General features: G+C 52.4%; 20 protein-coding genes. 12 read left to right on the plus strand and 8 right to left on the minus strand.

From position 1 onward, the window contains the following. Window positions 1-39 precede the first annotated feature (39 nt). Window positions 40-195 (plus strand): hypothetical protein, encoded by a 156-nt coding sequence (locus tag BS29_RS03440; RefSeq protein WP_229955823.1) that lies wholly within the window; start codon window positions 40-42, stop codon window positions 193-195. Between the two features lie 54 nt (window positions 196-249). Here the strand turns inward: BS29_RS03440 and BS29_RS03445 are convergent, their stop codons facing one another. Next, the gene (locus BS29_RS03445) at window positions 250-1,557 is read right to left on the minus strand and encodes a hemolysin family protein (RefSeq protein ID WP_229955824.1); all 1,308 of its coding nucleotides are present in this window, start codon (window positions 1,555-1,557) and stop codon (window positions 250-252) included. Window positions 1,558-1,739: 182 nt separating this feature from the next. Between BS29_RS03445 and BS29_RS03450 the strand changes: the two genes are divergently transcribed. Both BS29_RS03450 and BS29_RS03455 read left to right on the plus strand, forming a co-directional pair. Continuing rightward, a complete protein-coding gene (locus BS29_RS03450; RefSeq protein WP_229955825.1) occupies window positions 1,740-2,414 on the plus strand; it encodes an OmpA family protein in 675 nt (224 codons plus the stop codon). Window positions 2,415-2,493: 79 nt separating this feature from the next. Beyond that, window positions 2,494-3,261 carry an SDR family NAD(P)-dependent oxidoreductase gene (locus tag BS29_RS03455; RefSeq protein WP_229955826.1) on the plus strand — a complete coding sequence of 256 codons (768 nt, stop codon included), beginning with the start codon at window positions 2,494-2,496 and terminating at the stop codon, window positions 3,259-3,261. A 4-nt stretch (window positions 3,262-3,265) separates the two neighbouring features. Here the strand turns inward: BS29_RS03455 and BS29_RS03460 are convergent, their stop codons facing one another. Beyond that, the gene (locus BS29_RS03460) at window positions 3,266-4,498 is read right to left on the minus strand and encodes a UbiH/UbiF/VisC/COQ6 family ubiquinone biosynthesis hydroxylase (RefSeq protein WP_229955827.1); all 1,233 of its coding nucleotides are present in this window, start codon (window positions 4,496-4,498) and stop codon (window positions 3,266-3,268) included. Between the two features lie 185 nt (window positions 4,499-4,683). Here BS29_RS03460 and BS29_RS03465 point away from each other — a divergent pair, with 185 nt between their 5' ends. From BS29_RS03465 to BS29_RS03490, 6 genes are all read left to right on the plus strand, one after another. Further along, a complete protein-coding gene (locus BS29_RS03465) occupies window positions 4,684-6,987 on the plus strand; it encodes an FtsK/SpoIIIE family DNA translocase (protein ID WP_229955828.1) in 2,304 nt (767 codons plus the stop codon). Window positions 6,988-7,057: 70 nt separating this feature from the next. Continuing rightward, a complete protein-coding gene (locus BS29_RS03470; RefSeq protein WP_229955829.1) occupies window positions 7,058-7,687 on the plus strand; it encodes a LolA family protein in 630 nt (209 codons plus the stop codon). 289 nt (window positions 7,688-7,976) lie between these two features. Continuing rightward, window positions 7,977-8,771, plus strand: a complete 795-nt coding sequence (gene xth, locus BS29_RS03475; RefSeq protein ID WP_229955830.1) for an exodeoxyribonuclease III — start codon at window positions 7,977-7,979, stop codon at window positions 8,769-8,771. Continuing rightward, entirely contained in the window at window positions 8,772-9,848 is a 1,077-nt protein-coding gene (gene ribA, locus BS29_RS03480) for a GTP cyclohydrolase II (protein WP_229955831.1), read from the plus strand. It abuts the gene before it with no gap. Next, window positions 9,845-10,351, plus strand: coding sequence for a L,D-transpeptidase family protein (locus tag BS29_RS03485; protein ID WP_229955832.1), 507 nt, complete (start codon window positions 9,845-9,847; stop codon window positions 10,349-10,351). Before ribA ends, BS29_RS03485 begins: the two co-directional genes overlap by 4 nt. 120 nt (window positions 10,352-10,471) lie before the next feature. Continuing rightward, window positions 10,472-11,284 carry a universal stress protein gene (locus BS29_RS03490; protein WP_229955833.1) on the plus strand — a complete coding sequence of 271 codons (813 nt, stop codon included), beginning with the start codon at window positions 10,472-10,474 and terminating at the stop codon, window positions 11,282-11,284. Between the two features lie 40 nt (window positions 11,285-11,324). Here the strand turns inward: BS29_RS03490 and BS29_RS03495 are convergent, their stop codons facing one another. From BS29_RS03495 to BS29_RS03515, 5 genes are all read right to left on the minus strand, one after another. Then, window positions 11,325-11,933, minus strand: coding sequence for a hypothetical protein (locus BS29_RS03495; RefSeq protein WP_229955834.1), 609 nt, complete (start codon window positions 11,931-11,933; stop codon window positions 11,325-11,327). Window positions 11,934-12,113: 180 nt separating this feature from the next. After that, the gene (locus tag BS29_RS03500; protein WP_229955835.1) at window positions 12,114-12,881 is read right to left on the minus strand and encodes an OmpA family protein; all 768 of its coding nucleotides are present in this window, start codon (window positions 12,879-12,881) and stop codon (window positions 12,114-12,116) included. Window positions 12,882-13,089: 208 nt separating this feature from the next. Further along, window positions 13,090-14,898 (minus strand): vWA domain-containing protein, encoded by a 1,809-nt coding sequence (locus BS29_RS03505; RefSeq protein WP_229955836.1) that lies wholly within the window; start codon window positions 14,896-14,898, stop codon window positions 13,090-13,092. A 415-nt stretch (window positions 14,899-15,313) separates the two neighbouring features. Continuing rightward, entirely contained in the window at window positions 15,314-15,937 is a 624-nt protein-coding gene (locus BS29_RS03510) for an outer membrane protein (protein WP_229955837.1), read from the minus strand. A gap of 144 nt (window positions 15,938-16,081) precedes the next feature. Then, on the minus strand, window positions 16,082-16,465 hold the full coding sequence (locus tag BS29_RS03515; protein ID WP_229955838.1) for a glycine zipper domain-containing protein: 384 nt from the start codon (window positions 16,463-16,465) through the stop codon (window positions 16,082-16,084). A gap of 126 nt (window positions 16,466-16,591) precedes the next feature. On the opposite strand from BS29_RS03515, the gene BS29_RS03520 reads away from it, so the two are divergent. Both BS29_RS03520 and BS29_RS03525 read left to right on the plus strand, forming a co-directional pair. Continuing rightward, window positions 16,592-17,143, plus strand: coding sequence for a hypothetical protein (locus tag BS29_RS03520; protein ID WP_229955839.1), 552 nt, complete (start codon window positions 16,592-16,594; stop codon window positions 17,141-17,143). Continuing rightward, window positions 17,143-17,367: a helix-turn-helix domain-containing protein gene (locus BS29_RS03525; protein WP_229955840.1), complete on the plus strand. Its 225-nt coding sequence runs from the start codon at window positions 17,143-17,145 to the stop codon at window positions 17,365-17,367. The genes BS29_RS03520 and BS29_RS03525 overlap by 1 nt, the downstream gene beginning before the upstream one ends. Before the next feature lie 58 nt (window positions 17,368-17,425). Here BS29_RS03525 and purD read toward each other — a convergent pair whose 3' ends face one another. Beyond that, window positions 17,426-18,703, minus strand: a complete 1,278-nt coding sequence (gene purD, locus BS29_RS03530) for a phosphoribosylamine--glycine ligase (protein WP_229955841.1) — start codon at window positions 18,701-18,703, stop codon at window positions 17,426-17,428. Between purD and xseA the strand changes: the two genes are divergently transcribed. Next, entirely contained in the window at window positions 18,702-20,180 is a 1,479-nt protein-coding gene (xseA, locus tag BS29_RS03535) for an exodeoxyribonuclease VII large subunit (protein ID WP_229955842.1), read from the plus strand. The genes purD and xseA overlap by 2 nt on opposite strands. Window positions 20,181-20,238: the final 58 nt, after the last annotated feature.

The raw sequence follows: 20,238 nt of genomic DNA on the forward strand, positions 1-20,238 counted from the left end.
ATGCTGGTCATCACACCGCTTGCTCCCGCGAGTGGAAGGATGACATTATCCGTATGCGGTGCCGATGGTGTGACTCGAACGGTTTCGGTGCCAGTTGATCCCGAACAAGAAGAACGCGACGATTGCATCAAAGCCTGTCATGGCTTTTGTTCGCGCAAACAGTTTTCAGATGATCGGGACGATGTAGAGGACTAAGAAGCGAGCGTAATTTTTGGCGGTCGTATTTGCGGATTAAGATATCTGGTTGCGCTATTCCGGATCAACATGCGAAGGTCGCACAACCAACTTGTCGATCTTGCGGCCATCCATATCGATAATTTCAAATAGCCAGTTTTGATCTTCAAAACTCTCGCCCTCTTCAGGAAGGTGCCGTAGCTGACCGAGCGCATGTCCTGCTACTGTAGCATAATCGCGGTCATCGGGCAGTTTGATGCCCAATCGATCGGCGAGCGCATCCATCGACATGGCTCCAGATACCAGAAAACTCCCATCTGCCCGCTCGATAAGGCTGCGTTGGGTCTTCTCATCCTGGTCCGATACAAATTCACCGGCAATGGACCGCAGCAGATCATTGGGCGTTACAATGCCCTCAAAATGACCATATTCGTCATGTACCAGAATCATCGGAACATCGGCTTCGCGCAATATATCCAGTGCATCCAACGCATCCAGCTGATCGGGTACTTTCTCCAGTGGGCGCATCAGCTGGCGCAAATCCAGTGTCTGTCCGCTCAATTGAGCAGCAACAATATCGCGAGCTACGACAACGCCCTTAATCTCGTCCACTGAATCTTCTGCTACCGGCCACCGGCTATGGGGAGATTCAATCAGCATAGAGTGAATTTCTTCGGTGGTGGCGCTGATGTCGAGCCAATCCACGTCAGTGCGCGGTGTCATCACTTCCCGGATAGGGCGATCGGCCATGCGCACAACGCCGGCGATCACGGCCCGCTCGTGCTCTTCAATTACGCCGGAACGAGTAGCTTCGGCGAATACCATTTGCAATTCATCGGCGGTCACATGATTGGCCTGATCGCGTTTCAGACCGAGTATCCGGAAGATGAGTGCGCTGGTGCTGTCGAGAACCCACACCAAAGGCGCAGTCACTCTGGCCAACAGATCCATTGGTGGCGCCATAATAACAGCGATTCTCTCCGCTGAGCGCAATGCGAATTGTTTAGGGACCAACTCCCCGATTACCAATGTGGCATATGTTGTCAGGCCGATGACGAGCGCGAAACCAAGCGTCACAGACCAGTCTTGCGGCATGCCCAGCGCCGCCAGCCGTTCTGCCACTGGTCTCCCTAGGCTTGCACCCGAAAAAGCGCCGGCGACGATGCCTATTAATGTGATGCCAATTTGTACGGTCGAGAGAAACTTGCCAGGATCGCCCGCCAAACGGAGCGCGACCTTAGCACCACGACTGCCCTTGTCGGCGGAGGAATGCAGGGACGCTTTGCGCGCAGAAACAATCGCCAATTCTGACATAGCGAAAACGCCATTGATCAGGATCAGAATAACGATGATTGCGACATCAAACCAAGGAAAAGCTGTCATATTGTCCAATAGAAAGGGAGTAAGCCCGAAAGAATCTCTATAGCCACATGTTTTACAAAATATCAAATTTACTGTCAGGGGCGGTTCATAATTTTGGGTTCATCTTACCTATGGTTAATTACTGGCATCACATCAAAAAATTGTAAGCTTATTATAGAAGCTTCATTACGAGGGATTAGAATATGCAGACGAAACAGATGTTAATTGCGACCTTGTCGTTAAGTGCATTGGCACTATCCAGCGGCTGCACAACCAACCCGGAGACCGGAAACCGTGTCATTTCTAAGGCCGCTATTGGCGGCATTGGCGGGGCATTGGGTGGCTATTTACTGGGTGACATTATTGGCGGACGGAATGACCGTACCGCGAAAATCGTCGGTGCCGGACTTGGCGGCCTCGCTGGGGCAGGCGTTGGCTACTATATGGATGAGCAGGAAAAGAAGCTGCGCGAACAAACCGCCGGTACCGGCATTGACGTTACGCGCGACGGCGACAACCTGATTCTCAACATGCCTTCCAACGTTACCTTTCCTGTAAATAGCGCCGCTATCCAGCCGGAATTTCAGGAAACGTTGGGCAGTGTTGCCAACACCCTGTCACAATATGAGAAAAGCTATATTGATATATATGGCCATACCGACAGCACAGGGTCGGACGCGTATAATCAGTCGCTATCCGAACGGCGTGCTTCTTCAGTAGCAAATTATCTCAGTAATAGCGGAGTTCAACGGGCACGTCTTGAAACCCGCGGCTATGGCGAAAGCCAGCCGATTGCGAGTAACAGCACCGAAGAAGGTCGTTCAGCCAATCGCCGGGTTGAGTTGAAAATCGTGCCGATCCGCGAGCAAGACCTTTAAGCTGGCAAACTTCTGCTTGCTATGGTGACAATCATTCGGGCATCCCCTTTCTGACAACAGAATATAGGGATGCCCGCATATGACCACGCCAAATTTTTCCATCGATCTCACTGGTCGCACTGCCATCGTTACCGGCGCTTCGGCTGGTTTGGGCCGCCGCTTTGCAGGTGTTTTGGCCGCTTGCGGCGCGAAAGTAGCTTGCACGGCGCGGCGGCGGGAAAAGCTGGACGAGCTGGTTGATGAAATTACACGTGACGGCGGCACAGCGCAGGCCTTCGATCTGGATGTCCGCGATGCCGAACAATTAAAAGCCATTGTGCCCGCCGTATCTGAATCGCTTGGACAGCCTGATATTTTGATCAACAATGCCGGAATCGTTGATGCGGCTCGTGCGGTTAAGATGTCCACGGAACTGATTGACGATGTGCTGGATACCAATATGCGCGCTGCGTACATATTGTCATGCGAGTTTGCGCGTCCTTTGATTGAGCAAAAGACACCCGGCCGGATCGTCAATATTTCTTCGATAGCAGGCACGCATTATGACGGCGGCGGCGCAGCGCTCTATTCAACCACGAAAGCCGGAATATCAAGGATTACAGAGGCCTTGGCCGTTGAATGGTCGAGATTCTTCATCAACGTCAATGCGATTGCACCCGGGCTGTTCGCAACCGACATGTCAGATGGAATGACCAGTCGTATGGGGAATTTCTATGAGCATTTTCCGCGGCAACGCATATGCCAGCCGGAGCAAATGGATAGCACGTTACTTTACCTTCTATCGCCTGCGTCGGAATGTGTGACCGGCACCATCATCAAGGTCGATGACGGTCAAGGACCGCGATAAGCGCCTAAACCAGATCACCCATAAGCAATTGCGGCAAATCGCCGCTTTCGCCCCGCGCTTCAGCCATGAACTGGTCTTTCAGGGGCGGAATGCGCTGGACCAAGCCAATGCCAAAGCGTCTGATCGCTGATGATGTGTCGCCTGGCAATCCAAAAAGACGGGTCAATATGTCGGTCGCCGCAGACATCATTAGATTGTCAAGCGAGCGCCAGCGATCAAAGCCTGCTAGAATTTGTGCATCGCCCAGATCCAGCCCAGTGCGGGCTCCTTCTACAATGCATTCTGTCAAAGCTGCGACATCGCGAAAACCAAGATTGAGACCTTGACCGGCAATCGGATGAATACCGTGTCCCGCATCGCCCACTAAAGCAAGTCGCTCTGCCACGAGTGTGGCGCTGTGATGAAAACCGAGAGGATAAGTGGCTCGGTCCGATAGCAGCTTCATTTCTCCCAAAAATCCGCCTGATTTCTTCATCAGCTCTGCTTCAAAAGCACGCTCGTTGATCTTTGCGAAAGCCGGCCCGTCTTCGCGCGGCACCGTCCATACTATCGCAGAACGATGGTGTCCTTTATCATCATCGCGCATGGGTAAAATCGCAAAAGGCCCTGACGGATAGAAGATTTCGTAAGCGGTTTTACCATGTGGTTCCTCATGTGAAACGGTGCAGATAATCGCGCTATGATCATATTGCCATTTCGCCATGATGATCCCAGCTTCGTCCCGAACCACGCTACCGCGGCCATCTGCGGCGATTAGCAGCGGAGCAGTTAACTGCTCTCCGCCATCTAACGAGACACTAACCTGATGCTCGCTGCGATCGGTTTGATCCGCCTTTTTGGACATGTATATGGCAATCTGCTCATGAGCTTCTGCTGCTTCAAACAATGTCCGGAGCAGCACTTCATTCGCGATCATCACACCAAGTGGCCCGTCATATTCATCTGGCATAAAATCCAGTCTGCCTGGTTTCAATCCATCATTAATGAGGATTTTATCTATATTACAGCCATGGGGTTCCAGCTTTTCGGTCAGGCCAATAGCCGACAACATGTTCCAGCTTGCACTGTTGATAGAGGAAACGCGTCCGTCATTTCTCGGATTGAGCAAATCGGCAGGGTCAGCACGATCAATCACCGCAACATTTAGTCCGTGCGCTGCCAAGGTCAGAACCTGGGTGAGGCCGATCAGACCGGCACCCAATATGATCGCATCATAATGTTCTTGTTTCATGGTCATATACGGACCTCTATCTTTCCGATCATTGTTGATAAGATAGGCTGCACGCGACCGAAAAGAAAGTATGTTCCGGTAAACTTATACCCAACAAAACTTGACGCGGAGTCACCGATTCGCGCAAAGGAAGGATAGTTAATGTGGGTTCGGGCTTTTGCATGAGATGAGAAAGGCCCTGGGAGTAGATTATGGCCGGAAAAGCTAAAGAGGCAAATTGGCGTGAAGTGATGCGCCTCAGCCTGCTGCGCAGCGGTGCGCTGATCGGTGCGGTGGTTCTTGCCCTGTTGACGGCCTTTCTGTTTCTCGCCCTTGTCAGCTATTCGCCCAGCGATCCATCTTTGAATACGGCTGCTGGTAGCGTCGAGCATAACTGGATGGGGATATTTGGTTCCTACAGTTCTGATTTATTGCTTTCTTTGCTTGGCGTGCCCGTTGCATTGTTCCTGCCGCTTATCTTGGTTTTTGCCAACCGATTATGGCGTGACATCCCGCAGGCAGAATGGAAAAAGCAACTTTTCTGGTGCTTGGTAGCAGCGTTCCTTATCGGCACCGGGCTGTCTATATGGTTTCCGGATAGTCAGGCAGACCTGCCATCCGGTTGGGGCGGGCTCGCAGGCATGGTTTCAGCCAAAGGGATAAGTGCCGCATTAAGCGCCATCTCAGAAAGCTGGAGCGGTATCGTTTCGGGCGTGCTGACTGCAATTACTGTTACAGGCGGATTGGTACTCGGCTATTTCAGTCTGCGGCTCGACAAACCCTTATTCTCCATGCCGCAACTGAAACTGCCACGCTTCAAGTCGGGTGAGGAAGATAGTGGCTTGGTGATCGAACCAGAAGGCGCTGCGCCAGCAAAACCGAAAAAGGCGCCCGCTCCTCGCAAAGAGGTCAAACCCGATAATCGGCCGCCACCGGAAATTAGCGACCGGGCCTTGCCGCCTAAAAAAGCGAGCCTGTCCAGTGGCAAACAAGGTGACTTTTTCGGACCCTATTCGCTACCATCGATTGATCTGCTGACACCGCGGCCCGAAGAGTCAAATAACGTCATTGATAAAGCGGGCCTGGAGCGCAATGCGCGGTTGCTCGAATCTGTACTTGATGACTTCCATGTAAAGGGTACGATCAATGCGGTTCGTCCAGGCCCGGTTGTAACCATGTATGAACTGGAACCCGCGCCTGGAATAAAAGCCAGCAGGGTTATTCAGCTGGCAGAAGATATCGCACGCAATATGTCGGCACTTTCTGCTCGGGTGGCTGCCATACCGGGCCGCACTGTCATGGGTATCGAATTGCCCAATGCACAGCGCGAGTCTGTTGTTCTGCACGAAATGATTGGTAGCGACAGTTTCCAGGATCAGACGGGGCAACTTCCGATCATACTTGGCAAAAATATATCTGGTGACCCGGTGATTGCGGATCTCGCGCCAATGCCGCACCTTCTGATTGCTGGTACTACCGGCTCTGGTAAATCAGTGGGTCTCAACTGCATGATCGTGTCGCTGCTCTACCGGCTGACGCCGGATCAGTGCAAGATGATCATGATTGATCCCAAGATGCTGGAACTCAGCACTTATGATGACATCCCGCATCTGTTGTCGCCTGTCGTTACAGAGCCGACTAAAGCCGTCCGTGCACTTAAATGGGCGGTGGAGCAGATGGAGGAACGGTACCGGATGATGTCTTCCATCTCGGTGCGTAATCTCGCCAATTATAACGAGAAGGTCAAAGCCGCCAAAGCCAAGGGCGAGCCGCTGGGCCGCAAGGTGCAGACAGGCTATGATCCGGAAACATCGCGGCCGATCTATGAGGAAGAGCAGCTAGATTATGAAGTCCTGCCACAAATAGTGATCATTGTGGACGAGCTAGCTGATCTGATGATGACAGCGGGTAAAGAAGTTGAATTTCTGATCCAACGCCTGGCCCAGAAGGCGAGGGCCGCCGGTATCCACCTCATCATGGCAACCCAGCGTCCATCGGTTGATGTCATCACCGGCGTGATCAAGGCCAATCTGCCGACGCGGATCAGTTTTCACGTGACGTCCAAAATCGATTCCCGCACGATCCTTGGTGAACAGGGCGCAGAGCAACTGCTTGGCAAGGGCGATATGCTCTATATGCCAGGCGGCAAGCAATTGACCCGTGTCCATGGCCCGTTTGTGTCAGACGATGAGGTCCGCCTGATTGCTGATCATTGGCGTGCGCAAGGCTCGCCAGAATATATTCAGGCAGTCACCGAAGAACCAGAAGATGGCAGCTATGCTCTGGATGGTGCCGATTTGTCCGACAGCAAGGAAGATCGGCAATATGCACAGGCCTGCCAGATCATCTTCGAAAGCCAGAAAGTGTCGACCAGCTGGCTGCAACGGCAGCTCAGAATCGGCTATAATACAGCCGCCCGGATCATTGATCGTATGGAGGAAGACGAGTTTATCAGTCCGCCTAACCATATCGGTCGGCGCGAAGTGTTGCGCGACCAAAATGGTGAAGTGATCTAAAAACTGCAATTCAGGTGCTGTTCAATCGCTTTCAGCTAAGCGTTGAAATGATTTTTCAGGAGTTTTCAATATGTTGAGATATGCTTTTGCCCTTGTCGCTGCGCCTTTGGCTGTGACCGCTTCGGTGCCAGCGACGGCGCAGCAAAGCCCAGCAGACGATATCAACGCAATTTCCGCTCATTTGCGTGCTATGACCACGATGACGGCAAATTTCACGCAAACTGACCGCAGCGGGCGCTTATTGCCTGGCAAACTGACGTTGAAACAACCCGGCCGGATACGCTTTCAATATGGCAAGGAGGCCAATCTATTAATTGTAGGCGACGGCAAGGCCCTGACCATGATCGATTATGAGGTAAACCAGGTTCAGCGTTGGCCAATTAGAAACAGTCCGTTGGGAGCCTTGCTCAACCCAGAGCGGGATTTGTCAAAATATGGCAAAATCATTCCGACTCGTAACCCGGACGTGCTTAGTGTGGAGGTTCGCGATCCGAAACGCCCGGAATATGGTGTCATCACGATGGTTTTCACCAAGGTTGCCGGTGCGCCTGCTGGATTGCGGCTGGATGGGTGGGTGTCACTCGATTCGAAGAATAATCGGACCTCTATCCGGCTTTCCGACCAGAAATTCGGTGTTTCGGTCGCCAACAACGCCTTCAAATGGAACGATCCGCGAAGAAAACGCCGTGGCAGACGATGAACGGAGGCGCGGCTTCGACAAGCGGAAGAGCTGACAGGTTTCGTTCATCTAAGCGACAGAAACGCGGTTCTATAAGGGTTACAGGATGAGATGAGGCGATCAGGTTTTCCCCCTGTTACCTGATTATATAAGTTTCGGACCATCCTATGCGTGACGAACGCGAGTTAGCCCCCACCTCCTAAATGCCCCCGGAGGTGGGGGTTTTTCGTCTATAACCCATCAAAAAATATAGGAATTTGCTTGGCTTTTGGCTTGGCTTTTTTCCGCTATCATGGCTAGGAGTTTAGCCATGAGTGATACCCTGAAAGTCGTCAGCTGGAATATTAACAGCGTTCGTGCCCGAATCGAAATTGTCGAACGATTCTTGAAGGAAGAAGCACCTGATGTGCTGTGCTTGCAGGAAACCAAGGTCCGTAATGATCAGTTTCCTGAAGGGACCTTCCGCCAATTGGGATATAATCATCTGATCTTAAACGGTCAGCCAATGCATCACGGCGTTGCGATGATCAGCCGTGTGCCGCTGCACAAAGATGAAAGGTTCGATTGGCAAGCCAATGGCGAAGCGCGGCACGTCGGCGCTCGTCTGGAAAATGGTGTTCGTATCGAGAATGTTTACATTCCAGCGGGCGGAGAGATTCCGAACAGGGAAGAAAACCCGAAATTTGGTCAGAAACTGGATTTTTATCAGCGGATGACCGACTGGTCTGCCGCCCTGGAAACGCCCACTATTTTGCTTGGTGACTTCAATGTTGCACCGCTCGAATCCGATGTTTGGAGCCACAAGCAGTTGATCAATGTGGTTAGCCATACGCAGATTGAAATCGATACAATGGCCAAGTTACAGGCCGCACATGATTGGGTCGATATTGGACGTAAGTTCATTCCTGATCCGGAGCGGCTCTACACATGGTGGAGCTATCGTGCCCGTGATTGGCGGGCATCGGACAAAGGAAGGCGGCTCGACCATGTCTGGGTCAGTCCCGAACTTGAGAATAAAGCAGTGAGCCACGTTGTTCACGAAGATGCGCGGGGATGGGCGAAACCATCTGATCATGCGCCGCTCATCACGGAGTTTAAATTTTGAATGGGGATTGCAGTAACCTCTGATCCCAAAGGTGCCCGGCGCGCTGCGCGGGCGATAGATGCGCTAAGACGCGGCTGGCCAATAAGCGTGGAGGGGGGGCAAGGCACCTTGAACCTGCTGCCGGTCGAAACTGTCGATTTGGATGCATATGTTTCCGCGCAGTCACAAGTTACGCTGTTAATCTCTTCAAGCCGGGCAGATACGTTGAAATTGTTGAATCAGCGTGCTGCAGCTGATCCGGCCTTGCCCGTACAGATCCGTTTGACAGATATGGAGAGCGCTACCGAGATAATCGCGATTGCTGATCCTGTTCTCGACATGCAGCACCCAATGAAAGGACCGTTTCGCTGTGAAGAGCTGGCCCATCCCGAGGCGGCCAAGGCAGCCATGGAGCTGGCGCGGCATGGCGGATTGCTGCCGGCTTTTCTGGTCGTCCAAGAAACCGCCGAGGACGTACTGCAAACGGAAGACGTGACGGCCTATGCCGATTCCAATGCTCTGATCATCAGTGCGCACGCCAAATTACCGGTCGCTGCCAATACGCAGGCCCATATCTATGGCTTTCGCAGCGAGGCTGATTCCACCGATCATATCGCTTTAGTGGTCGGGGAACGTGATGACACCACACCGGTGGTTCGGCTGCACAGCGAATGCTTGACCGGAGATGTCCTTGGCAGCCTGAAATGTGATTGCGGACCACAACTTCATGCAGCGCTCGATCAGATGAGTGAAGCCAATTGGGGTGTGCTCCTGTATCTGCGCCAGGAAGGTCGCGGGATCGGCCTTATAAATAAACTACGCGCCTACGCCCTGCAGGATCAGGGTTTTGATACGGTGGATGCCAACCAACGGCTGGGTTTTGCCATAGATGCCCGTGATTTTTCGATTGCGGCGAGGATGCTGGAATTGCTCAGTATACCAACGGTCAAGCTAATGACTAACAATCCGGAAAAGGTAGACGGTTTGGAGAGCTGCGGGATCTCGGTAGAGACACGCCTTCCGGTCAAAATTGCTGCTAATCCGTACAATGAATATTATCTTGATACAAAGCGAGATCGAACGGGCCACAAGCTTTGAGTGCACTGCTGGTTGATACGAATAATCTTACGCTTCGCTTCAAACAGAATATCATCAATTGTGTCATTGGCCGGTCTGGCCCTTGTCCGGCCGATCAAAAGCGAGAGGGTGATGGCCATACACCTTTGGGATGCTGGCCCGTTCGATGTGTATTGTTTCGTCCGGGTCGCAGCAGACCGCCGCCGCAGCTCAAGTTGCCGTGGCGTTGGATTGGTATGCAAGATGGTTGGTCAGATGATCCATTGGATCCTAGTTATAACCAGCCAGTCAGACTGCGCCATCCATTCAGCGCCGAAACCTTGATCCGAAACGATATATTATATGATATTGTCGTTGTGCTTGGTTATAATGATATCCCACCAATAGCGAGCAAGGGCAGTGCGATTTTCTTCCACATCGCTGATGAAGGAAAGGCTACTGAGGGCTGTGTCGCAATTGGCCGATCCGAGATGGATGCTTTACTACCAATGCTAAAGCCTGGCGATCTCATGGAGATTATGTGAGCGATCGGTCGAGGGAGCAAGAACACCCCCGAACAAAATTTTGAGCCAGATCAATGCGAATGACGTTCGCGAGGCAATAATCCGAGCTTGTCCAAAACGGGGACCAACGGGAGATGAGTCTTGAAGACCATATTATTGCATGTGTTTGAAGATAGCGGTTTTGAATCGCGGCTACAGGTCGCACTGGATCTTGCTCGAGGGCATCAGGGACATCTGACCTGTGTTCAGCCGACAACACAATTTGCGCCTATGTCCTTCGGCCCGCTTGGCGGCGATTTTGTCACAGGCATCAACTTTGAAGATATGGACGCTGCGGAACGATCCCATCGGGAGAAAATAGAAAAGCGGCTAAAAGAAGAAGATGTCTCATGGGACTGGCAAACCGGATTGGGTGACCCAGCTACATTGCTGACCGAACGCAGCCGTCTTGCTGATTTGGTCGTTGTCAGCCAATCCTATGGCAAGCGTAATGCCGGTGATGAACCCCTGCCAATTGCCGGTGATATTGCCGTACATGCGCATTGTGCAATTCTGGTTGTCCCGGTCGAGAATGATTCTTTCGATTGCCAAGGACCAATGGTGGTTGCATGGAATGGCTCTGCCGAGGCGGCCAAGGCCGTGAGATTGGCTTTGCCCATGTTAAAGTTGGCCAGCGATGTTCATTTGGTCACGGTCGGAGACGATGACAGTGAATTTCCACATGTTACGGCCTCTACATTCTTGGCCCGGCATGGCGTTTCGACCGTGCTCCATGAGTTGAAAGGCAAAGGCAGTGAAGCTTCAGAGGTCATAGCGGAATTTGCTGTGGAGCAAGATGCCGCCGCATTGGTAATGGGCGCATATGGCCATAGTCGTTTGCGTGAAACGCTTTTCGGTGGCGTTACAAAAAATCTGCTCGGCGACGCCAAAATACCCCTGCTAATGGGGCATTAAACAGCTGTTTTTCGGATGAAGAATATCGGTAAGCTAGGCTTTAAAGCTTGCCATATTTTTTCTCGAACCCGGCGATATCGTCTTTCGCGAGATATTTGGCCTGATCTATCCAGGCATCACGGGTTATCCGGCCGCTAAAGCTCTCCAGATATTTGTCCATTTCCTCGATTTCCGCTTCTTTCCAAGCGGCAATCTGATCATAGCGCGTTACACCCAAATTGTTGAGCAACGTATTCAGCTTTGGACCAACGCCTTTGATCAGACGAAGATTGTCAGGATCGCCTTTTGCAGGTGGAATATTTGGTGTGCCGGATGGGGGCGGGGGCGGTGTTTCTTCAACAACCGGCCGTTTGCGCGGGCGTGGCGCAGGCGGCGGTGTTACTTTGGCTGCCGGGGCAGCTGGTTTAGGGGAAACCGCTGCCGGTGTTGGTGCCGGAGCAGGAGCCGGGACCACTGGTTCTGGCGCTTGGGTTGTCTCTGGTGCTGGTGGCACTGCATCGCCTGCCTTTTCCAGCAAACCGTCATTCGCGTCAAAACCATCGGTCAGGCTCTCGCGACCAGACATGGCCCACGCCCAAAATGCTGTCGCTACACCAATGAGTAAAGCGATCAGGAATAGCAGCCAATTTTCAGAAATCAGCGATATCATTGTCTTAAGTCCCTATTTTAATTCATAAATCTGGAAGGTTGAGCGGCAGTGTTATGCGCTGCAAGCCATTCCCATTCAAATCTCATCACGATTCCGGCCCCAGAAAAGCCAGCCAATCCCGAGCCCAATTGCAAAAGTGACAAGAAGGAGCAACAGATTTTCTAATAATAGCGGCATGGTTCATCCCTCCTGTTGCGATTTCGCATCATTTATTTGATTATTATTTGTCGCCTGCACCTTGAATTCAATGCGGCGGTTCTGCGCATCTGCTTCTGCTCCTCCGCCAGTGGCCAAAGGTTGCTCGGCACCGAAACCTGTCGCGGTTACAAGGTTTTCGGGAATGCCGCGTTCAATCAAACCGGCGCGGACGCGATCTGCGCGTTCCTGTGACAGGATTTTGTTTACTTCGGCATTGCCGTTATCATCCGTATGGCCGCCTACGGCGACGACAAGGTCGGGGCAGGGTTTGAGTGCGGCAGCGATTTTATCCAGCAGCTTGTTGGAAGCGGGAGATATGTAAGCGCTTCCCGATCGAAAGCTTAGCTTTTCGCCGCCAATCGCTTGATCGACACTATTCTGGCAGCTTGCCACAGCTGGGTTAGCATCATCACCAGAAGCATCGGAATTGTCGGCCGCACCATCGTCGATATTCCCTCCCGAGACCAAATTGGTTCCAGCCCAGCTCGCGCTGCTACCTGTCGTTTCGGCAACCGCATCCAATGCGCTTTGCTTCATTTCATCAGGCACATCACCGGATAATATGGCTTTACGGGACAGGGGCTCGCGAGCAAAAGACACTTCTACGCCGTCCATACCTTGTGCAGTCAATTCTGTCTGAGCGGCTTTTTCAAGGCCAGTTATGTAGCTTTCGCCGGTGGTATAGTGGCCGACCAGCGCCAAAAGTGCAGTGGCGGCGGTACCGGTTAATATCTTCCCCCCAACTTCCATTGCGGAACCCCTTACTAAGTGCGTAACAATTCTCAATCACCCTCCAAAATGAAGGATAATTAGCGATGAGTCTAGCTCAGCTATGTGGATGGACTATCCATTATCCGATGAAACGGGCTGAATTTGTCCCCATATGATACAACTACTTAGCAAATATGGTTAATGGGTTATTGTTTTTCTTCCAAAGTCGACGAACAAACGAATCAATTCAGCTCTGATTTAGAGCTAAGCTGTTCAATTTACGAAATTCCTGACGCCAGAAATCACTGCTACTGCCTGCGAGTTTTTGAATATTCTGAAATCCATAATCGCCGAGATATTTATCTCCACGTAATTTCTGTCCAAAAGCGGCAACTGCTACCGCAAAGGCCATGTCGCCGCTTGGCTTGGCAGCCTTTTTGAGAGTATCTGCTTTCACTTGGCGCGCGATCAGGCGTGACTTTTTCTGGCCCGGCAGTTTGTAGCGCAATTTTATTTGCGCCATTTCATCACTGAAGTTCAGATTTTCCTGCATATAGCGGTTTGCTGGATAGCGCCGTATTGGCAACCAACCGGATGATTTGGCAGGCATGATTTCGTAAAGCGCAGTGACCTGATGACCAGCGCCAATATCACCTGCATCAATCTTGTCATTGTTGAAATCTTCCTCTGCAAGCAGGCGGTTCTCATAACCGATCAGGCGATATTCTTTGACATGTGCGGGGTTAAACTCGATCTGGATTTTGACATCCTGGGCGATCGTGAACAGGGTAGAGCTCAGTTCTTCTCCCAACACTTTCTGTGCTTCCATCGCGCTGTCGATATAAGCATAGTTACCGTTCCCGACATTGGCGATGCCTTCCATCAGCTCGTCGCGGATATTGCCAGTGCCATAGCCAAGCATGGTCAAGGTCACCCCCGATTCTCGTTCTTTGGCGACGATTTTCTTCAGTTCGTTGGTGTTTGACGTACCGACGTTAAAGTCACCGTCCGTGGCCATGATGATGCGGTTTATCCCGTCTTTCAGATAATGCTGCCTGGCGGTCGAATACGCGAGCTTCAAGGCATCTCCGCCAGCGGTCGATCCACGGGCGTAAAGACAGTCTACGGCTTCTTTTATGTGATCCTTGTTGGATGTCGGCGCTAAGAGCAGGCCAACCGTGCCTGAATATACCACGATAGATACACGATCATCACTGCGCAATTCATTCGCAAGCGAAGTCAATGTTGACTTGACGAGTGGAAGTTTATCCTTGCTGCTCATAGAGCCGGAAACATCGACAAGAAAAACCAGGTTGGCGCGGGGGCGTTCGCTGCTGTCGACATCATAGCCGCGAAGACCGATGCGAAGCAGGCGGCTGGCATCATTCCAGGGTGTTGTGGACAGATCCGTCGACACGCTAAACGGCGCTTCCCGGCTGGAGGGTTTGGGATAATCATAGCGGAAATAGTTGATCATTTCCTCGGTTCGCACAGCCGCTTCAGGCGGCATCCTTCCTTCGTTGAGGAAACGGCGGACATTGGAATAGCTGCCGGTATCAACATCCACAGCAAAGGTGGAGACCGGTTCATCTACAACCCGCTTGATGCTGGCAACTTCTTCGCCAGCATATTTCTCTCGACTTTGCGCTACTGGTGGTCTGGGTTGTGGGTAGGGACCAGGGACAGATGCGTTCGATCCTCCTTGAACAGCCGTTACCGCAACGGGCATCTCCTGAATAGATTCTCTGACGCGGCTGCCGGTGACAACGATACTGCCAGATGTATTTGCTTTCGCCGAAGGAGGAGACGGAGAAGGAGCGGGGGAAGCCGCTGCCTGTCGCCCTGCCATCCGCTTTTGTACTGCCATTGTGGGGCGTTCGCGATCCCGATATCCAAAAATACTGCAATTAACAGGATATGGCGGCGGTATTCTGAGCAATTCCGAGCGTTTTCCCTCGCGTGACTGCGCCTCGAGAGGCGCTGCGCCGGGTGCGCTGATCAGACCAATCGCTGCCAAGCTACACAAGACTTTGGAAAAATTAGAATAACGCCGCATGACTATCCACTCCCGATATTTGCAACCCACGATAGAAGGTGCCGAGCGCAAGCTGACTGGATTATGAACGGTAGGTATGTTGTTACATCTTGGATGCTGTTAGCATTCGTGTTGCCTGCTTAACTGTAACGCGGCATTGAGCTCGGTCAGTTGTTTCGCGTGCCCCATATCAATATTTGTACAAGCCAGTAGCTACAGCGACAACTGCTGAATCTGTTTTTGCCAACCGAAGGTATCTGCCGAGCCAATGGTTGCTGATCATGATTCTGACTTCTGTAAGTTTCTTTATGGGCTCTTGTTTTCATCTAGTTTTGAACCCTTTAGTGAGTATGATCAGGCATGTTAGGTCGGGCGATAGTTGAGTGAGCGCAACTACTATCGCCCGACCTTCAGGTAAGCGCTTCTAAAGGGGCAACTAGAAGCGCAGGGTCAAACCGCCCAATACCTGATTGGAGCTAAGCGAACCTTCGTTTTCGTTTCGCCGATACTCGACACGCAATGAGGCATTGCGATTCATGGCATATTCAAGACCACCGCCATAAATCAGGCCGTCACCTGTGACTTTGTCTGTCGCTATTGCGGTGTCATTTCCCGCTGCAAATCTGCGAACGGTGTAGCGGTTAAATCCGTAACCTAATCGGCCATAGGCTAGCAATTTCGGCACAACCGCAATACCGGCTCTAGCCGAAGCACTTGCCGTCCATTTTGAATCCAACTCAATGGAACCGCCACCGGGCAGCGTAGAACGCAGTGTTTTTCCGTTGGGACTGAAATCAGCTTCTACACCCAGAACAACCTTGTCAAACTGGGCATCAAATCCGGCAAATCCGCCATAGGTAATCCCGCTGCTTTTATCATTTAGGCGCGCGCTATTGGGACTAGGTAGCAGTGTGTCGTCTATTTTGCGCTGCTCCCAGCCAGCCTGCACACCGAATTTCACGCCTTCAAAATTCTCGTCATCTTGCGCCTGTGCAGCAGAAGCACCAGCAAAAATGCCTAATGCAGCAGCCATGGTTGTCATCAATTTACTCTTCTTCATTTTATGTCCTTTCTCGACATTTGGGGAAAATTTGGGCGCATGAAATCCGCCTCCGGAAAACATGGCCCGATGGTTGGTTTGTTGATTTGAATGTTGTGTGAAAGTGACCGAGATGGTCAGGTTTCTAAGGAATCTGGCAAGCTACTACCCGACCACGGCATGGCCGCGACCAACCATGCAGCGAATGACAATGTCTTTTCGATCGACTCTGGTATCAGCGGCACCGCTTGCTCCGCCGATTAGCCCGCCCAGCAGGGCGCCGACTATTGCCCCCTCTACCGAGTCACCTTCGATGGCTCCTGCCGCGCCACCGACAACGGCACCTGCCAACGCCGAGGTTCGCGTATCTCCATTATCATAGCGCTTGGTCTTGGCGAGCGCCTGACAATCGGCGAGGTCTGCGTGGTAAGCCTCATCTTCATAGCCATCGACTATTGGCCGATATCCAGATGCGGTATTTGCGCATCCGCCTAGAACAAGGCTGGCGCATGTAAATGCCGCGATGGTTCCCGTTTTTTCAAGTTTCATTTCTGCGTTCCTTCAATGAATATTTTTGATTGCATATGGCCCGCTACACTCTAAAATCTTTCTGAAACATGAATAATTATTATTGTATAACAATAATTTTTATCTGTAAGTCAGAAGGTAATTGCTATGAATCAGAAAGCTTACACCAGGAATCGATGGCTTTATCGCGGTTTGCGAATTGTTGCGGGGGCCATGACTTCACTGGTCGGATTGGTCATTATTCTTACGGCCGTGACTGCGCTGATGGGAGATCTCGAGCTATTGACTGATATGATCGAAATCGAATCGGATGATGTGAAGCTCGGTCTAGCTGCACAGATTGCGTTGGCGGTCACATCCAGCCTTGCGGTTTTCACGTTCCTGCTGCTGTTCCGGTCGATCAATCGGTTTCTAGGTCATGCTGAGCGAGGCGAGCTATTTTTGGATAGTGCGGCGAATGCACTGTCCAGAATGGGCATCTCGATGATATTGCTATACGTTGTTTTCATGGGTTTTGACGTTCTGCTGCCGATGCTGATCAAATCGGAGTCGATCCTTCAAAATAGCGTCGATTTCCTTGTCTATCTTCTGATCGATCTCAATGCTCTTGGCTTGCTTATCGGCATTGTTCTGATGGCACTGGCAGGCGCTCTGCGCGAAGGCCGCCAACTTCAAGATGAACTGAGGCAGATCGTCTGATGACTATAGAAGTAACCCTAGATGTGATGCTTGCTGTCCGGAAAGTTAAATCCAAAGATCTTGCTGCCCATGTCGGCATTACGGATGCCAATCTTTCACTTTTGAAATCGGGAAAGGTCAAAGGCATTCGTTTCGAGACACTCTCCAAAATCTGTGAGTATCTGGATTGCACGCCTGGAGATTTGCTACGCTATGCGCCTGGTGTTTCCAGCGGTGCAGATTGATCAATAGGAATCGCCATGACCTCAATATCATGCCAGACGATATTAGAGTTGTGCCTGATTAAGCCTTCTCTCTGGCGACTTCCCGCCAGCCGATATCGCGGCGACAGAAACCGCTTTCAAAATCTATCTGGTCCACAGCCGCATAGGCCTTGGCCTGAGCTTCGGTCGTGTTGCTGCCAAGAGCGGTGACGTTCAGCACACGACCGCCATTGGTTACCAACTTTCCGTCGACCTCTGCGGTCCCAGCGTGGAAAACTTTGGTGCCTTCACGTTCGGCGCGCGCAAGGTTCTGGATTTGGCCACCTTTTTGGGGCGTACCCGGATAGCCCTTAGCGGCCATCACAACTGTGAGAGCTGTTTGCGGATCAAATTCCGGGGCGCTGACCTGTCCCAGTTCGCCTTTTGCCGTAGCCCGCATCATGGCCGCGAGGTCGGATTTCAGGCGCATCATCAGCACCTGACATTCCGGATCGCCGAAGCGGGCGTTATATTCTATCAGCTGCGGTCCCGTCTCAGTCAGCATCAGTCCGGCAAAAAGAACGCCGCAATAAGGCGTGCCTTCTGCCGCAAGCGTGTCGACGGTCGGCTGGATGATCTTTTCCATGACCTGCTTTTGCAGTTCCGCGGTCAGCACCGGGGCAGGGCTATAGGCACCCATGCCGCCGGTATTGAGGCCGACATCGCCTTCGCCGACGCGCTTGTGATCCTGCGCGGTGCCAAAGGGGATGACATTTTTGCCATCGGTGATCGCGAAGAAGCTCGCTTCCTCGCCCGTCAGAAACTCCTCGATCACCACTTCCGCGCCGGCATCGCCAAAGCCGCCTTCAAACATCATCGCGATGGCATCTTCGGCTTGCTGGCGGGTTTCCGCGATGATTACACCTTTGCCCGCCGCCAGGCCATCGGCCTTGATCACCACCGGGATCGTAAATTTGTCGAGCGCGGCCAGCGCATCGGCCTGATTGGTGGTACGGACATAGCCAGCAGTCGGGATATTGGCCCGGGCGCAAAGGTCTTTGGTAAAACCCTTGGAGCCCTCCAGCTGGGCAGGGGCTTTGTCGGGACCGAAGACCAATATGTTGGCGCTGCGCAGGCTCTCCGCCAATCCGTCAACCAGCGGGGCTTCCGGTCCAACCACGACCAGATCAATTGTGTTGCGCCCACAAAACTGAATCACGGCCGCATGATCCAGAACGTCCAGATTCACGCATTCGGCATGCTGCTTTATGCCGGGATTACCAGGTGTGGCATAAAATTTCTGGACAGACGGGGATTGCGCCAGCTTCCATGCCAAGGCATGTTCACGGCCACCGGACCCGAGCAACAGGATATTCATGGACGACTCTCTTTCATTAGACGCGAAGCTGTTAGCCGAGAGCGGCGCTGGCGACAATGCTGCTCCTCTGTCTGTGTCAGAAATATCCGGCACGCTGAAACGGGTCGTGGAAGATCGCTTTGGCTATGTGCGGATCAAAGGCGAGATTTCGGGATATAAGCGCGCGGCATCTGGTCATGTTTATCTGGCACTGAAAGATGATAAGGCCGTGCTCGACGGGGTGATGTGGAAAGGCAATGCCGGGCGGCTGCCGTTCCAGCCGGAGGACGGGATTGAAGTTGTTGTTTCCGGCAAACTGACCACCTATCCCGGTCGTTCCAAATATCAGGTCGTGATCGACAAAATGGAGCTGGCGGGCGAAGGCGCGCTGATGCAGCTTTTTGAGAAGCTGAAGGCAAAGCTGCATGCAGAGGGGTTGTTCGATCAGGATCGCAAACGCCCGATCCCATTTTTACCCAAAACCATAGGCGTGGTGACTTCGCCAACCGGATCGGTGATCCGCGATATCCTGCACCGGCTAGCCGATCGTTGCCCCAGCCATGTAGTTGTGTGGCCGGTATTGGTGCAGGGGGAAGGCGCAGCGAAGCAGATTGCCGGCGCCATCAATGGTTTTTCGGGCATGGACGCTGATGGCTCGGTGGCAAAGCCGGATCTGCTCATCGTTGCGCGCGGGGGTGGTTCGATTGAAGACCTTTGGAGTTTCAATGAAGAGGAAGTTGTACGGGCAGTCGCGGATTGTTCGATCCCAGTGATTTCCGCGGTGGGCCATGAAACGGACACGACCCTGTGTGATTTTGTCGCTGATCTGCGGGCGCCAACACCTACAGCGGCAGCGGAAATGGCGGTTCCCGTGCGGGCGGAATGGCTGGCATCGCTGAATGAAAGCAGGGCGCGCATGGCACGGTCTGTCCAGCGCGGCTTTGCGACAGCGCAGGAGCGGCTGGAGGCGCAGCGCCGGCTGATGCCTGCGCTAACCGACCTGTTGCGCCCGCATCAACAGCGGGTTGATGAACTGTCCGATGGTATGAAATATGCGATGGGGCAAAATGTGGCGCAGGCGCGCAATCGCTTTTCCGCATCGGAAGGCGCTTTACGGCCTGTGATGTTACGACAGCGGCTGGATGCAGCCAAGAACCGGCTTGAGAGATTTGAGCTGCCAGTGGTACTGGTAAAACGTCCGCTAGATGATGCACGTGCGCGGCTCGATAGCCTTTGGCGGCTCGCACAACAAGTGTCGCCTGACGGTCCGCTGAAACGTGGTTATGCCAGGATTTCTACGCTGGATGGTGGCTTTGTCGGTAGCCGTGATGAAGCCGCCAGTGCCGGTGCTGTGAACCTGCATTTCCACGATGGCGAAGTAGGGGCACAGATCACCGATGAGCCGGTTGCAAAACCTAAACCACCATCAAAAAAAGCGAAACCAAAGGCCGCCAGGGGCAAAAAACCAGCAGATGACAGACAACAGGATTTGTTCTAGGCGATTTTTTTGTTATGAAAGTTGTAAATATTTACCGGTAATCATATCCCGGTAAATC

Origin of the sequence: Parasphingorhabdus litoris DSM 22379, from assembly GCF_020906275.1 — a bacterium.
Lineage (GTDB): Bacteria > Pseudomonadota > Alphaproteobacteria > Sphingomonadales > Sphingomonadaceae > Parasphingorhabdus > Parasphingorhabdus litoris.

Bases quoted from the DNA above. Each gene is read 5' to 3' on its own strand.
- BS29_RS03460 (WP_229955827.1), bottom strand. From the start codon at position 4,498: ATGACCATGAAACAAGAACATTATGATGCGATCATATTGGGTGCCGGT.
- BS29_RS03450 (WP_229955825.1), top strand. From the start codon at position 1,740: ATGCAGACGAAACAGATGTTAATTGCGACCTTGTCGTTAAGTGCATTG.
- BS29_RS03445 (WP_229955824.1), bottom strand. From the start codon at position 1,557: ATGACAGCTTTTCCTTGGTTTGATGTCGCAATCATCGTTATTCTGATC.
- purD (WP_229955841.1), bottom strand. From the start codon at position 18,703: ATGAATATCCTGTTGCTCGGGTCCGGTGGCCGTGAACATGCCTTGGCA.
- BS29_RS03465 (WP_229955828.1), top strand. From the start codon at position 4,684: ATGGCCGGAAAAGCTAAAGAGGCAAATTGGCGTGAAGTGATGCGCCTC.
- BS29_RS03525 (WP_229955840.1), top strand. From the start codon at position 17,143: ATGACTATAGAAGTAACCCTAGATGTGATGCTTGCTGTCCGGAAAGTT.
- ribA (WP_229955831.1), top strand. From the start codon at position 8,772: ATGGGGATTGCAGTAACCTCTGATCCCAAAGGTGCCCGGCGCGCTGCG.
- BS29_RS03505 (WP_229955836.1), bottom strand. From the start codon at position 14,898: ATGCGGCGTTATTCTAATTTTTCCAAAGTCTTGTGTAGCTTGGCAGCG.
- BS29_RS03520 (WP_229955839.1), top strand. From the start codon at position 16,592: ATGAATCAGAAAGCTTACACCAGGAATCGATGGCTTTATCGCGGTTTG.
- BS29_RS03510 (WP_229955837.1), bottom strand. From the start codon at position 15,937: ATGAAGAAGAGTAAATTGATGACAACCATGGCTGCTGCATTAGGCATT.
- BS29_RS03455 (WP_229955826.1), top strand. From the start codon at position 2,494: ATGACCACGCCAAATTTTTCCATCGATCTCACTGGTCGCACTGCCATC.
- BS29_RS03440 (WP_229955823.1), top strand. From the start codon at position 40: ATGACATTATCCGTATGCGGTGCCGATGGTGTGACTCGAACGGTTTCG.
- BS29_RS03470 (WP_229955829.1), top strand. From the start codon at position 7,058: ATGTTGAGATATGCTTTTGCCCTTGTCGCTGCGCCTTTGGCTGTGACC.
- BS29_RS03495 (WP_229955834.1), bottom strand. From the start codon at position 11,933: ATGATATCGCTGATTTCTGAAAATTGGCTGCTATTCCTGATCGCTTTA.
- BS29_RS03500 (WP_229955835.1), bottom strand. From the start codon at position 12,881: ATGGAAGTTGGGGGGAAGATATTAACCGGTACCGCCGCCACTGCACTT.
- BS29_RS03515 (WP_229955838.1), bottom strand. From the start codon at position 16,465: ATGAAACTTGAAAAAACGGGAACCATCGCGGCATTTACATGCGCCAGC.
- xth (WP_229955830.1), top strand. From the start codon at position 7,977: ATGAGTGATACCCTGAAAGTCGTCAGCTGGAATATTAACAGCGTTCGT.
- xseA (WP_229955842.1), top strand. From the start codon at position 18,702: ATGGACGACTCTCTTTCATTAGACGCGAAGCTGTTAGCCGAGAGCGGC.